This is a genomic window from Gillisia mitskevichiae (genome assembly GCF_003634585.1).
In the GTDB taxonomy this organism is placed as follows: domain Bacteria; phylum Bacteroidota; class Bacteroidia; order Flavobacteriales; family Flavobacteriaceae; genus Gillisia; species Gillisia mitskevichiae.
Genome location: NZ_RBLG01000006.1, coordinates 40,597 through 55,075 on the forward strand (window position 1 = coordinate 40,597; position 14,479 = coordinate 55,075).

Below are 14,479 nucleotides of genomic sequence, written 5' to 3' on the forward strand. Positions count from 1 at the left end.
AAAATTATGAAAAACTTAATCTTAAATAATGGAAATAAAATTCCAATAGTTGGATTTGGAACCTACAAATCTACAGAACAAGAAGGAATAGAATCGGTTAAAACTGCTATTTCAAATGGCTATTCTCTAATAGATACTGCATCGAAATATGGTAATGAAGAAGCTATTGGGAAAGGAATCAAAGAAAGCGGGGTATTAAGGGAAGATGTTTATGTAACTACGAAATTGTGGCGTGAGAATTTAGGATATGAATCTACAAAAATAGAATTCGAAAAATCTTTAAAAAGACTTAACCTAGATTACCTTGATCTTTACTTAATACATTGGCCTGCTAATGCTAAAAATTATGATAACTGGCAAAAAACCAATGCAGATACTTGGCGCGCAATGGAAGAATTACAAGCTGCAGGCAAAATAAAATCTATTGGGGTAAGTAATTTTTTTCAAGAGCATTTAGAGGCTTTATTTCTAACTGCCAATGTAATTCCAGCAATTAATCAAATAGAATTTCATCCAGGTTATTGGCAACAAGAATTAGTTGAATTCTGTAAAAAACAAAAAATTGCAGTTGAATCATGGTCTCCCTTGGCAAGAGGAAAAGTATTCGAAAATGAAGTATTAAAAGAAATCGCCAACAAGCACAACAAATCTGTTTCACAAATTTGTTTACGATGGATCATTCAACACGATGTAATTGTAATTCCCAAATCTACCTCTCCTAAGAGAATTGCAGAGAATATAGATCTTTTTAATTTTGAATTGAATTCATTAGAAATGGATCTAATCAACAAACTTCCAGAGATGGGTTTTAGTGGAGAATTGCCTAACAACTGGCCAGATAGGGTTTAAGAATATTGGTTTGCAACCCAAAAAAACATAATAGATTAAAAAGTGATATTTTAGACTATAATTAACATACAACCAAATCACAAAGCTAGCATCCCTACTCTACTTTGAATGTTTTTATAATGGACTTTTAACCTCTAGAGTATGGATATTTTTAATATGAAGAAGAAACTTTTAATTATTATAGTTTTAGGAGTGTTTTTTATTTCCACACCATTCTATGCTCAGATATTAAAAGGTAAAATCTTAGATAGCGAAACTCAATTCCCAATAGAAAATGTAAATATTTATAATAAAACTACAGGATTCGGAACCACCTCAAATTCTTTGGGAGAGTTTTATTTGAATAAAGTAAAGGATGATACAGACAGCTTAATTTTTAGTTACATTGGGTATCATACTGAAACTAAAACGATAGCTGAGTTTAAGCGGGAATCCAATTTAATTTTACTTCAGAAAAAAATAGATGGGCTAGATCTAGTAGATGTGAGCATTAAAACACTCAATGATAAAATAAATTTTCAGAAACTTGAAAATATCCCTAAAGCATTATATGCCTTCTCTGCGAATATTATCGATGGCGAACTTTTTTTAGTTGCAGGTAATGAATCTGAGGAAACAAAACAAGCCTTAAAGCTTTTGGATAGGTATTCTGATATGGCCTTAAATGATTTTTTAAAGGCTTTAGCAAGAAGACCTAACAAAGATTGGGCGAAATACAATTCTGAAATATATAGCTATAATTTCCTCGATAAAAAATGGGGGAAAATTAAAAGCTCAATAAAACCTAGAGCTTACCATAATTCCGAAGTTCTAAATGATAAAATTTATATCTATGGGGGAAAAACGCTTTCTACAAATCACTGGAAAGAATATTTACCTAATCAAGTTGAAATATATGATGTTAAAAGGGATACTTTACTACTTGACGAAACTAACCCACATTTAGCAATTAACTTTGCCAGTTTTACTTACGACTCTCTAATATTCTTAATGGGTGGTTCAATTAAAGAATTTGAAAACACAAAAAGAAAACATTATACAAATAAGGTTCACGTTTTCAATTCTAATACAGGATATTGGAAAGAATTAGGCTCTATGCCAGAGGCTAAAGAAACTTCAGGAGTGCTAGTAAATGATGTTTTCTATTTTATTGGTGGTTACAAAGGGGAACCAATTAAATCTATTGAAACTTATAATCTGAGAAATGGTAAATGGAAGAGGATCGGAGAATTGTTCGATCCTATGTCTAGACCTGCAATTGCTTCAAAAGATGAACGTATATATATTTATGACAACAAAAGAATTCTAGCATTCAATACATTAACTAGATCTTTAAGAGAGTTTAAAATAGATATTGATATTTATGAGCCTAAAATGGTGGTCTATGGCAGTGATCTTTACATATTAGGAGGATTTAATAAATTTGAATTCAAACTTAAACCCTCAAATGGATTTTATAAAATTCCGATTGAAAATTTTAAAAACACAAAAATAGAAAAGCAGAGAACATTTGATAGTTTATAAATATGAGCAAAAGTCTTACTTATATTTTCTGGTAAAGAATGCTGCATATATAGAAATGAATCATTTAAAATTATGGATTTAACGCTGTTAAGAAATAACTATTCAGAAGAGAGAATTCTTAAATAACTCTTTAAATTGGTATTTATAAAACAGTCCATTACTTTCTCAAACAAAAAAGGTGATCTATTTAAAGACCACCTTTTAATTTAATAATTCTAAACCTTCGACCTAGAAGTTTATTTTAAGTCATATCTGTCAAGGTTCATCACTTTATCCCAAGCTTTCACAAAATCTTTTACAAATTTTGCTTCTACATCATCAGTTGCATATACCTCAGCAAGCGCTCTTAATTCAGAATTAGATCCAAAGATAAGATCTACTCTGCTTCCTGTCCATTTCACTTCTCCTGTCTTCCGATCACGTCCCTCAAATTGATTTTGTGAACTTGAACTTTCTTTCCAGGTAGTATTCATATCTAAAAGATTCTTGAAAAAATCGTTTGTTAATTGCCCTGGACGAGCTGTGAAAGCACCCAGCTTAGAATCGTTATAGTTTGTTCCAATTGCTCGCATTCCTCCAACAAGTACCGTCATCTCTGGAGCGGTAAGCGTTAATAATTGAGCTCTGTCTACAAGCATTTCTTCTGCTGAAGCCGAAATATGATCCCGATTTCTGAAGTAATTTCTAAATCCTTCCATGTTCGGTTCCAAAGGTTCAAAAGCTTCCACATCTGTTTGTTCCTGGCTGGCATCTGCGCGACCCGGAGTAAATGGAACGCTAATTTCATGACCAGCATCTTTTGCTGCCTTTTCCACTCCCGCACAACCAGCTAGAACAATAAGGTCTGCTATAGAGATCTTTTTCCCATTTTGAGTTTCATTGAATTCATTCTGAATACCCTCTAAGGTTTCGATTACCTTCCCAAGTTGCTTAGGATTGTTCACTTCCCAACCATTTTGGGGAGCCAAACGTATTCTTCCTCCATTGGCTCCACCACGTTTGTCCGACCCACGGAAAGTAGAAGCAGAAGCCCATGCTGTTGACACTAACTCTGAAACAGTAAGCCCTGAATCTAGAATTTTAGATTTCAAGTTTGAAATATCACTATCATTCACCAATTCATGATCTACTTTTGGAATTGGGTCTTGCCATAATAATTCTTCCTGCGGTACTTCTGGTCCAAGATAACGTTCTATTGGCCCCATATCACGATGCGTCAGTTTATACCAAGCACGGGAATAAGCGTCTGCAAATTCTTCTGGGTTTTCATGAAAATGTCTTGAGATCTTTTCATATTCAGGATCCATTTTAAGAGAGAGATCTGTTGTTAACATGAAAGGTGCGTGTTTCTTATTTGGATCATGTGCATCTGGAACAGTTCCTGCTCCTTCGTTATTCTTTGGCTGCCATTGATAAGCTCCTCCTGGTCCTTTGATACATTCCCAATCATATTTAAACAGATTATTAAAAAATGTATTACTCCATTTTGTTGGAGTATCTGTCCATGCTCCTTCAATCCCACTCGTAATTGTGTCTGCTCCCATCCCTGTTCCAAAGCTGTTTTTCCAACCTAAACCCTGCAATTCTATACCTGCAGCTGCCGGTTCGGCATCAATATATTTTTCAGGATCGGCTGCTCCGTGAGTTTTTCCGAAAGTATGTCCTCCGGCTATTAGAGCTACGGTTTCGTAATCGTTCATTGCCATTCTTCCAAAGGTTTCACGAATGAATTGAGCCGATTCTACCGGATCGGGGTTTCCATTGTGCCCTTCCGGATTCACATATATAAGTCCCATATGTGCAGCCCCTAAAGGGTTTTCAAGTTCGCCACCAGCATAACGTTCCTCATTATCCAGCCATTTACTTTCGGCTCCCCAGTAAACATCATTTTCTGGTTCCCAAACATCTTTTCTCCCTCCTGCGAATCCGAACATTTTTAAACCCATGGACTCATGTGCACAGTTTCCCGCTAGAACGATTAGATCTGCCCATGATATTTTCTTTCCATATTTTTTTTTAATTGGCCAAAGTAAAAGTCTTGCCTTATCAAGATTTGCATTATCCGGCCAACTATTTAGTGGCGCGAAACGCTGTTGTCCTGCACCTGCTCCCCCACGACCATCACCAATACGATAGGTTCCTGCACTATGCCATGCCATTCTAATAAAGAATGGACCATAATGACCATAATCTGCAGGCCACCATTCCTGTGAGTCCGTCATAAGATCATAAAGGTCCTGTTTAACGGCATTTAAATCTAAACTCTTGAATTCCTCCGTATAATTAAAATCCTCTCCCATAGGATCGGATAATGAGGAATTCTGACGAAGAATATCTAAGTTGAGTTGATTTGGCCACCAGTCTCTATTCGAGGTTCCACCACCAGCTGTATTTTTTAATGCTCCACCCATAAATGGACATTTACTGGATTCATTTACTTCCCATACTTTGTGGTTGTCTTTGCTTCCTGAATGATTATTTTCCATTGTAATATGTATTTATTCGTTTCTAAAGTTCTAATTTACAAAATTCAACTCTATAATTTTTATCTATAATTTTTATATTATCATAAATAAAATATATGGTAAGTTATAATATTCAAGCTTAGAGCAATTCGGTGAAAAGTGATATTTTAGACAACTAGTAATAAATTACCAGATCAACCAGTAAATTAAGTGTTTGAATGCTAGCTAAAATTAACTCAGATTTAGATCAAAATTTTAAATATGAATAAATTCATAATACTGTTCTTCACCTTAATAACTATTCATTTTAGTTCAGAAAATAAACAGAAGATTGATGCTAATACTTCAAAAAAAGAGTTCAATATTTTATTCGTTGGGAACAGTCTCACTTATACGAATGATCTTCCAGCTCTTGTAAAGAAAACCGCTAAGCTTAAAGGAATAGAAGTAGAAACCACTATGATCGCATTTCCTAACTACGCTATAACAGATCATTGGAGTGATGGAAAAGTCCAAAAATTGATTAAAAGCAAAAAATATGATTTTGTAATTATTCAACAAGGTCCTTCTTCTCAAAATAATGGAAGGAAAATGCTTATTGACTATGGTAAAAAGTATAGCCGTCTATCTAAATTAAACAAGACTAAACTTTGCTATTTCATGGTGTGGCCATCTATAGATAACTACCATACTTTTGATGGGGTTATAAATAATTATAAGGATGCAGCATCTATAAATAATTCAATTTTACTTCCGGTGGGTGAAATTTGGAAAGCGTATATTGAAAGCACTAATAATTTTGAATATTATAGTTCAGATGGCTTCCATCCTTCATTATCGGGTAGTCAAGCTGCAGCAACAGTTATTGTTGAATCATTATTTGGCAAATAATTACAAGAATATAATAAGCCTAATCAATTTTTTAATTATTATAATCTGTTATTAATTGAATCGATTCGGATTAAGACAATAGTTTATCGGCAAAATAATTCAGCATTGTTTCTACCTCATCCACATTATTCCCGTTAACCGAAATGTCTGTTAATCTAGGAAGATGCTTTGCGAAATATATATGATTGTTAGACATCTCAAAAAGATTAGTGGCTAACGCATAGGGATATTTAAATTGTGGATTGATCTCCGATATAACATTAGATACCGTTGTTGCTAAATTTTTATAGCTTTTAAAAAAACCTTTAGAATTTTCTTTATCTACATCTTTGGTAAGGTATGCTTTAACCCCTTCAGAAATAACAATATTATGGAGTTTGCTTTCATTTACATACTCTACGCCTGGATTATCCTTTGAAGCAAAGACAAAAGAATGTATTATGGTCTTAAGTTTAACTTTCGCATCACTTACATTCATGGTATTTATCTGTATAAGATAGCTTACCCATTCCCAATACCAGTTCACTAAGAATATCAATAATAAATGTTTGTTTTCAAAATAACGGTAGATAGAAGCTTCAGTAGAACCAATTCTTTCTGCTAGCTTTTTAAAGGTGAAAGACTCAAAACCACATTCATCTATTAATAGAATGCTATGCTGAATAATATTTTTTCCAAGTTTTGAATCTTGTGGATTCTTAAGATATAAACCCTCATTTAAAGAAAATCTTATTTGTATGCTCATAGTTCTATGAATGTAAAACCAATTTAGATATTAAACTAATTCATGTTAAGCTGTGATTAAAAATTCAAAGGTACAAAAGGATAACAATTTTTTATGATAGCTTTACTATCATTTTAAAAAGTATTATTATATTTGTGCCTGAAATTTGAATAATTACATAATATTAAGACTATGAATAATAATATTTTTTCACATTTAAAGAATGACATCCCATCCAGTATCGTGGTGTTTTTTGTAGCACTTCCTCTATGTTTAGGAATTGCTCTTGCCAGTGGAGCTCCACTCTTTTCTGGTTTGATAGCGGGAATAGTTGGAGGTATTGTTGTTGGTGCATTAAGCGGATCTAAAATTGGAGTAAGTGGTCCTGCTGCTGGATTAGCTGCCATTGTATTAACAGCAATAGGAACTTTAGGCGGATTCGAAAATTTTCTGCTAGCCGTGGTATTAGGTGGGGTTATTCAACTGCTTTTTGGAGTTCTAAAAGCTGGAATTATTGGATATTATTTTCCTTCCTCTGTAATTAAAGGGATGCTTACAGGAATTGGAATTATAATCATTTTAAAACAAATTCCACATTTTTTTGGTTACGATGCAGATCCGCAAGGGGATTTTGCTTTTATTCAAATTGATGGGGAAAACACCTTTTCTGAACTATTTAAAATGGTGAATTATATTAAACCTGGTTCTGCCTTAATAGGTATTATAGGTTTATTTATTCTACTTTTATGGGATAAGGTATTGTCTAAAAAGTCTAAAGTTTTCCAAGTGATCCAAGGACCTTTAGTAGCAGTAGCTGCAGGTATTATCTTTTACTTAGTTACAAAATCTAACGATGCATTTGCTATTTCTCAATCTCATTTAGTTAGTGTGCCTGTACCAGAAGATCTTTCCTCATTTATAGGTCAATTTAGTTTTCCGAACTTTGGAGCAATTGGAAATCCAGAAATATGGGTTGTTGCATTCACTATTGCTTTAGTTGCAAGTTTAGAAACATTATTATGTGTAGAAGCAACAGATAAGTTAGATCCGCATAAAAATGTAACTCCAACCAATAGAGAATTACTAGCTCAAGGAACTGGTAACATTTTATCTGGAATGATTGGTGGTTTACCAATTACTCAAGTAATCGTTAGAAGTTCAGCTAACATTCAGTCTGGAGGTAGAACTAAATTATCTGCGATCCTTCACGGTTTCCTTTTGTTACTATCTGTTATGGTAATTCCTAACCTATTAAATATGATCCCGCTTTCTGTATTAGCTGCTATCTTATTGATCGTAGGTTATAAATTAGCAAAGCCTGCATTATTTAAAACCATGTACAATCTAGGCTGGAAACAATCCATACCATTTACAGTTACTGTTTTAGGAATTGTATTTATTGATCTTCTTTACGGAATTGGATTAGGATTAGCTGTAGGAATTGTGGTGATATTAATAAAGAGCTACCAAAATTCACACTTCTTACACAAAGAAGGGGAAGGTGAAGCTAACGGAATAGTTAAAATGACTTTAGCTGAAGAAGTTACCTTTTTCAATAAAGGAGCCATTTTAAAAGAACTGGAAAATTTGCCTGAAAATTCCAAATTAGAATTAGATGTTAGAAAAACCAGATATTTGGATAATGATATAATAGAAATTTTAGAAGACTTTGCTTTCAAGGCAAAAGAACGAAACATAGATATAAAATTGATTTCTGAACGTGGCATTGTAGAAAACCCTCCTAGCTATATTCAATTCTTTAAACTCAGACCCAAATCAGCATAAAATAAATAATATAAAAAGATAAATTATGAAAGCACACACTAAAGAAACACAGGCTACAATGACACCGGATAAGGCATTAAACTTTTTAAGAGAAGGTAATGTTAGATTCCAAAATAATTTAAAAGCAAATAGAAATCTTTTGGAGCAGGTAAATGATACCAGTGATGGGCAATTCCCTTTTGCAACAATATTAAGTTGCATAGATTCGAGAGTTTCGGCGGAGTTGGTTTTTGATCAAGGACTCGGTGATATTTTTAGTGTTCGTATTGCAGGTAATTTTGTGAACGAGGACATACTAGGTAGTATGGAATTTGCCTGTAAACTTGCAGGTACTAAACTAATTGTAGTCTTAGGTCATACCGCTTGTGGAGCAGTAAAAGGCGCTTGTGATGATGCTAAATTAGGTAACCTAACAAATATGTTGGCGAAAATTAAACCAGCAGTAGAAGCCGTTAAAGAGCCTCAAGATATTAGTTTACGTAATTCTTCAAATTCAGAATTTGTAGACAATGTTTCAGCAAAAAATGTACAACTAACCATAGATAGGATCTTGAAAGAAAGTGATGTACTAGCAGAAATGCAAAGCAATGGAGATATTAAAATTGTTGGAGCCATGTACGACATCAATACTGGAGAAGTTAATTTTTATGAATAAAAATGAAACCTAAACTAGAATTAAAGAACAAAATTAAAATTGTAGCATTAACCTTAGGGTTGATGCTACCTTTTTTAACACAAGCTCAAGAAAGTGGTCTAGGAAATTGGATGATCTATATTGGAAATAAGAAGATAAATAAAAGCTGGAACCTTCATCATGAAGTTCAATATAGAAATTACAATGCACTGGGGGATTTGGAAATGTTACTTTTAAGAGCCGGATTAGGTTATACTTTTAATGAGGCTAAGATCAATTTCTTAATAGGTTATGGCTATATTTTATCTAAGAACTATCTGTTAGATAGTGATGACAAAATATCTATAAATGAACATCGGATTTTTCAGCAATTAACTTCCAAACAAAACATAGGGATCGTTCAAGTTAATCATCGATACCGTTTCGAACAACGATTTGTTGAAGAGGACTATAAAATGAGATTTAGATATTTCCTCGGTTTAAATATTCCTTTTAAAAACACAGAAGGTGTCAAGGAAAAATTCTACTTATCTGCTTACAATGAAATATTCTTAAATACTGAATCTTCAATTTTCGATAGGAATAGAGTTTATGGAGTACTAGGTTATCATCTTAACAAAAATATACGATTGGAGTTAGGGTATATGAACCAGTTTTTTGAAACGCGAAGTCGCGATCAAATCAATATTGTCACCTTCGTTAACTTTTAATTGTAAAGATTATTCATAAACTTCTCAATATGGGTTAGTCCCAAATTGCTGATATTCCGGTAAAAAGTGATATTTTAGGGACTCCGTAACAATTAATTAGGCCAACATTCGAATTACCTATAAGACTGTTCCTCTACTCCACGCTTCTTGGATAACTCAAGGCTCTTGGAGATAATTTACTTAGAAAAATCGTTTATGAGAAATTGTTTAAAGTTTTTAGTAATAATACTTTTTATAGGTTGTGAGAACAACAAAAAAGAAGCTTCTAATTTAGTAGAAGTAAATCAAACCACTATAGCTAATCATATCGAGAGGCTGGCTTCAAATGAGTTTTTAGGAAGAAAACCATTTACCGAAGGCGAAGAGAAAACAGTGAACTATTTAAAAGCTGAATTCGAAAAATTAGGGCTTGAGCCTGGAAATGCTGATAGTTTTTTTCAAGATGTTCCCATGGTGGAAATTACAGGAACCCCTTCTGAAAATATGCTTATTTCCGGAAAAAATGATAGCTTCAATTTAAAATATTTAAAAGATTTTGTTGCAACCACTAACAAAGCAGTAGAGAATGTAAACCTAAAAAACTCCGAACTAGTTTTTGCAGGCTATGGAATAGTTGCTCCTGAATATGGATGGAATGATTATAAAGGAATTGATTGGGAAGGAAAAACTGCTGTTGTATTAATTAATGATCCTGGATTTAAATCTGCAGATTCTACTTTATTTAAAGGAAATGAAATGACCTATTATGGAAGATGGACCTATAAATATGAAGAAGCTGCTAGACAAGGCGCTTCCGGATTGATCATTATACATGATACCGAGCCAGCCTCATATGGCTGGAATGTAATAGAATCTAGTTGGAGCGGAGCTCAATTAACTATTGAAAGTGATTCTCCTCTATTAAATATTGAATCATGGATAAGTAGCGAAAGTGCAAAAAAAATGTTCGAAGTTTCAGCAATGAAAGATCAAGATTATAAAGCTCTATCCAGAGATAAAAACTTTAAACCAATTCCTTTAGATTTAAAAGTTTCTGTTTCCATTCAAAATAAGATCAAAAAAGACATTTCAAAGAATGTAGTAGCAATGATACTTGGCACAGACAGGAAAGATGAAGTGATCGTGTATTCTGCACATTGGGATCATTTAGGTGTGGGAAAAGCAATTGATGGGGATTCCATTTACAATGGAGCGGTAGACAATGCGTCTGGAACAGCAGGTTTATTGGCATTGGCAGAAGCCTACAAAAAAAGTTCGCCTACAAAACGTTCTATAGTTTTCATTGCCCTTACTGGAGAAGAGCAAGGATTATTAGGTTCAGCATATTATGCAGAAAATCCAATTTTTGATCCTAAAAAAACGGTAGCCAATATAAATATGGATGCATTAGCTAGTCCAGGAAAGATGAAAGATCTTACAATTACTGGTTATGGCCAATCCGAAATGGATGAATATGCCGAGGAGGCCGCAATTGCCCAGGATAGATACATTATTCCTGATCCAGAATCTGAAAAAGGATATTTTTTTAGATCAGATCATTTTAATTTTGCGAAAATTGGAATTCCTGCTTTATACGCCAGTGGAACTTACGAAGGCTTTGATACTAGTATCGAAGAAATTAAAAAGTTAAATGACAATTATAATACTTATAAATATCATCAACCTTCAGATGAATACAATGCTGAAACAACAGAATTAAGCGGAATTCAATTAGATCTTCAACTGTTTTTTAATGTAGGCTTTAAATTAGCTAACGAAGATTATTTTCCAAAATGGTACGATGGGAGTGAATTTAAAGCTGCTAGAAAATAAGCCTGACTAATAATCACCAATAAGATTTTAATTCCTAAAAAATTCCTTTAAAGCAATTCATTGTTTGTCATATCTAAGAATTTTATATTTGACAAAATATCTGAAATGAAATTGCACCGAAGGCGAAAATTAATTAGCTATCTAAATATATTAGATCAACCAATTAGTTTCAACCCCTTTGTATTTAGTCGCACTTTCTTATTATGGGCATTATTAGGCTTAATTGGTGGCCTAATTGCAGGTATCTATTGGATAATCCTGGAGTTTTTAACCCACCAAATAGCTGTTTTTGAAGGTTGGCAAGTAATCCCTGTAATGTCTGTTTGTGGTCTATTAGCAGGATTAATTATACATTTTATTGGGGATCCTGGAGAAATTCATTTAATAGTAGATAATATTAAGTTCAATAAAGGAAAGCTCGACCCCAAGAATAATCCCTCCATGATCTTATCTTCTTTACTATGTGTAGCCTCTGGCGGCAGTTTAGGTCCTGAAGCTCCTTTAGTACAAGTTACTGGCTCTACCGGAACTTGGCTTGGTAAAATATTTAGGCTTAAAGGAGAAGAATTAAGATCTCTAAGTATTGCAGGAATGGCATCTGGATTTACGGCATTATTTGGTGCACCATTGGGTGGGAGTTTATTTTCATTAGAAATCTTACATCATAAACATGCGCTCGAATATTACAAGGCGATAATACCTGCTTTAGTTGCAAGTTGTTTTAGTTACGTGATATTTGCTCTAGTTGTTCACTTAGGGCTTGGCGCCGTTTGGAACTTATCTGCTTATGAATATTCTGGAATATTTGATTTTGGAAGTGCAATACTTTTTGCAATAATAGCTACTGCAATTGGCTGGGGGTTTATTTATTGTGTAAAGTTTTTCAAGTTTCTATTTAAAAAACAGGAAACACCAATCTACATAAAAACCTTAATTGGTGGAATTTTATTAGGGGTAATTTCCTATTACCTACCTATTACTAGATACTTTGGTCACCACGAATTAAATGAATTACTTATAAATGATCTTGATTTAAATTTATTACTACTGATTTTGTTTTTTAAAATTGTTGCTATTTCTATTACCGTAACTTCAGGCTGGAGAGGTGGGTTTATTATCCCATTGTTTTTTGTTGGCGCAACTTTAGGCTTGATCATTCATCAAATATTTCCAGGTACAAATCTCACGTTAGCAATAATAAGTTGCATGGCAGCCATAAATGTATGTGTGACTAGAACTCCTATGAGCACTACTATTTTGCTGGCAACTTTAACTGGGTTCTCATATTTTATCCCTATACTATTTGCAAGCTTAACAGGTTATTTCTTAGCACCAAAAATTCCATTTATAAGTTCTCAAATGGGAATTGGAGAAATAAACACCTAACTCTTCCCAAGAATACTGATTATTTATAGTTACTTTTTGGAACCGCCAACCTATTACGAATTTCAATTTATTCTGAAATTAATAGAAAGGGATGATCTTAAATTATTTGAGTGATTAATTGGTATTAATAAGTCCTAAAACCTTTTAATTAAAAGCTTTCCCCTATAAACTGAAGAACAATATTTAACAGTACGAATTTATTATAAGCCTCTAACCCAATCCTATTAGGCTAGAGACATTTAATTAAGTTGCTATTCTAGTTCCATTCCAGATTTAACAGGGCCGGTAGTAGTACTCATATCTCTTACACAGATGTATTTGCCATTACGTTTTTCAAAATATGACATGTTGTAACCATTTTCCACTTCTTTTCCAGAAGAATCGAAATCTGTCCAAGAACCTATTTCAACTGCCGAATCCCCTTCAATAAATAAGTCTACAATTTTATAAACGCTATAATTTCCCGTGGTATCATTCGCAATATTATTTGCAATAGATTCTCTTATAGCTGCTTTACCAGATAATGGCTTCTTATTTCTGCTATAACTAATCGCATCGTCGCTATAATATGCCGCAACAGCATCGGCATCTTTATTCTTTTCTCCTGCCGCATATGCATCTTCCATAGCTTGAATCTCAGCCATAACTTTCTCCTTATCTACTGGTTCTTCAACTGTTTCCTTTTTTTCAGTAGAGGTACAAGCAACAAATGTAACCAGGCTGAAGAGCAATATTCCAAATAGTCTAATGTATTGTTTCATAATCATTAATTTTTGGTTTGATTATGAATATACAACTTAAGAGGCGAAATAACTATAGAATTCAGGAATACAATTACGATTAATTTAAGAAATACTGAATTTTCCTACATATTTTATAATTATTATTCAAAAAGTTAGCATATATCCGAATTTTTAGTAATATCTGCAATAATTCATATTTATAAGAATTTCAACTTTACGCATATCAGCTAAAGCTATATAGTAGATTTTTACTTAAAAAATGATATTTTAGACGACAAGCTTTAATGCCCCCAATGGTAATTTTAATAGTATTACTAAATGTTATTAATTATGGCTTAAGTGAAATAATACATCTCTTTAAATAGATCAACAATTAATGGCAGTTCAACAATTTAAAGATAGGATACAATTACCTTTTACATTCGATGTAAACAAAATGCTTGAGGAATCACTCGCACTTAAACAAAAACATTACGAATATTATAAAGTTATTTCTTTACGTGCCCCTGCCCATCTTGTAGACTCATCATTAGCATTTCCTACAGCTGTAGGAGATTATGCAGATGGCTCGTGGACAGCTTGGATGGATACACCTAATTTAGAAAAGTCTCCATATTTAAAGGGTATAATAGATGAGTTCTCACAATACACGACGGTAAATTTGGTTAGATTATTATTCTTAGCACCAAATTCTGAAGTAAAAGAACATACAGATCCAACATTAGCTTTAGAGGAAGAAAATTCTATGATTAGACTTACCATTCCTATTGATAATAAAGATGGAGTAGAATTTTTCTTAAATAACTCATTAGTATCTATGAAGGAAGGAGAATGTTGGTATTTACGCCTTTCAGATCCTCATCGGGTTCTTAATAACAGTAGTAAGGACCGTATTAATTTAACAATAGATTTAACCCCGAATCAAAAGATTATCGATATCATTAATAATAGTTAAT

Annotated in this window: 12 protein-coding genes; 9 read left to right on the plus strand and 3 right to left on the minus strand. The window is 33.1% G+C overall.

Features of this window, described 5'->3' with window-relative positions:
- The first annotated feature begins 6 nt into the window (after positions 1-6).
- Positions 7-849, plus strand: a complete 843-nt coding sequence (locus BC962_RS15085; RefSeq protein WP_121346862.1) for an aldo/keto reductase — start codon at positions 7-9, stop codon at positions 847-849.
- A 156-nt stretch (positions 850-1,005) separates the two neighbouring features.
- Entirely contained in the window at positions 1,006-2,373 is a 1,368-nt protein-coding gene (locus BC962_RS15090) for a Kelch repeat-containing protein (protein WP_183075523.1), read from the plus strand.
- A 236-nt stretch (positions 2,374-2,609) separates the two neighbouring features.
- Here the strand turns inward: BC962_RS15090 and katG are convergent, their stop codons facing one another.
- Positions 2,610-4,859 carry a catalase/peroxidase HPI gene (gene katG, locus BC962_RS15095; RefSeq protein WP_121346864.1) on the minus strand — a complete coding sequence of 750 codons (2,250 nt, stop codon included), beginning with the start codon at positions 4,857-4,859 and terminating at the stop codon, positions 2,610-2,612.
- 240 nt (positions 4,860-5,099) lie between these two features.
- Between katG and BC962_RS15100 the strand changes: the two genes are divergently transcribed.
- Positions 5,100-5,729 (plus strand): SGNH/GDSL hydrolase family protein, encoded by a 630-nt coding sequence (locus tag BC962_RS15100; protein WP_121346865.1) that lies wholly within the window; start codon positions 5,100-5,102, stop codon positions 5,727-5,729.
- A 70-nt stretch (positions 5,730-5,799) separates the two neighbouring features.
- Here the strand turns inward: BC962_RS15100 and BC962_RS15105 are convergent, their stop codons facing one another.
- Positions 5,800-6,474 carry a TetR/AcrR family transcriptional regulator gene (locus BC962_RS15105; protein ID WP_121346866.1) on the minus strand — a complete coding sequence of 225 codons (675 nt, stop codon included), beginning with the start codon at positions 6,472-6,474 and terminating at the stop codon, positions 5,800-5,802.
- Positions 6,475-6,657: 183 nt separating this feature from the next.
- On the opposite strand from BC962_RS15105, the gene BC962_RS15110 reads away from it, so the two are divergent.
- The 5 genes from BC962_RS15110 to BC962_RS15130 all read left to right on the plus strand — a co-directional run bounded on the left by BC962_RS15110 (position 6,658) and on the right by BC962_RS15130 (position 12,780).
- Positions 6,658-8,238: a SulP family inorganic anion transporter gene (locus BC962_RS15110; RefSeq protein WP_121346903.1), complete on the plus strand. Its 1,581-nt coding sequence runs from the start codon at positions 6,658-6,660 to the stop codon at positions 8,236-8,238.
- Between the two features lie 25 nt (positions 8,239-8,263).
- Positions 8,264-8,893, plus strand: coding sequence for a carbonic anhydrase family protein (locus BC962_RS15115; RefSeq protein ID WP_121346867.1), 630 nt, complete (start codon positions 8,264-8,266; stop codon positions 8,891-8,893).
- A gap of 2 nt (positions 8,894-8,895) precedes the next feature.
- The gene (locus tag BC962_RS15120; RefSeq protein WP_183075524.1) at positions 8,896-9,582 is read left to right on the plus strand and encodes a DUF2490 domain-containing protein; all 687 of its coding nucleotides are present in this window, start codon (positions 8,896-8,898) and stop codon (positions 9,580-9,582) included.
- A gap of 195 nt (positions 9,583-9,777) precedes the next feature.
- Complete coding sequence (locus BC962_RS15125; RefSeq protein WP_121346868.1) at positions 9,778-11,394, plus strand: M28 family metallopeptidase; 1,617 nt, start codon at positions 9,778-9,780, stop codon at positions 11,392-11,394.
- 105 nt (positions 11,395-11,499) lie between these two features.
- A complete protein-coding gene (locus BC962_RS15130; protein ID WP_121346869.1) occupies positions 11,500-12,780 on the plus strand; it encodes a chloride channel protein in 1,281 nt (426 codons plus the stop codon).
- A gap of 251 nt (positions 12,781-13,031) precedes the next feature.
- Here BC962_RS15130 and BC962_RS15135 read toward each other — a convergent pair whose 3' ends face one another.
- Complete coding sequence (locus BC962_RS15135) at positions 13,032-13,541, minus strand: YybH family protein (protein WP_183075525.1); 510 nt, start codon at positions 13,539-13,541, stop codon at positions 13,032-13,034.
- A 358-nt stretch (positions 13,542-13,899) separates the two neighbouring features.
- Between BC962_RS15135 and BC962_RS15140 the strand changes: the two genes are divergently transcribed.
- Entirely contained in the window at positions 13,900-14,478 is a 579-nt protein-coding gene (locus BC962_RS15140) for an aspartyl/asparaginyl beta-hydroxylase domain-containing protein (RefSeq protein WP_121346871.1), read from the plus strand.
- Position 14,479 lies beyond the last annotated feature (1 nt).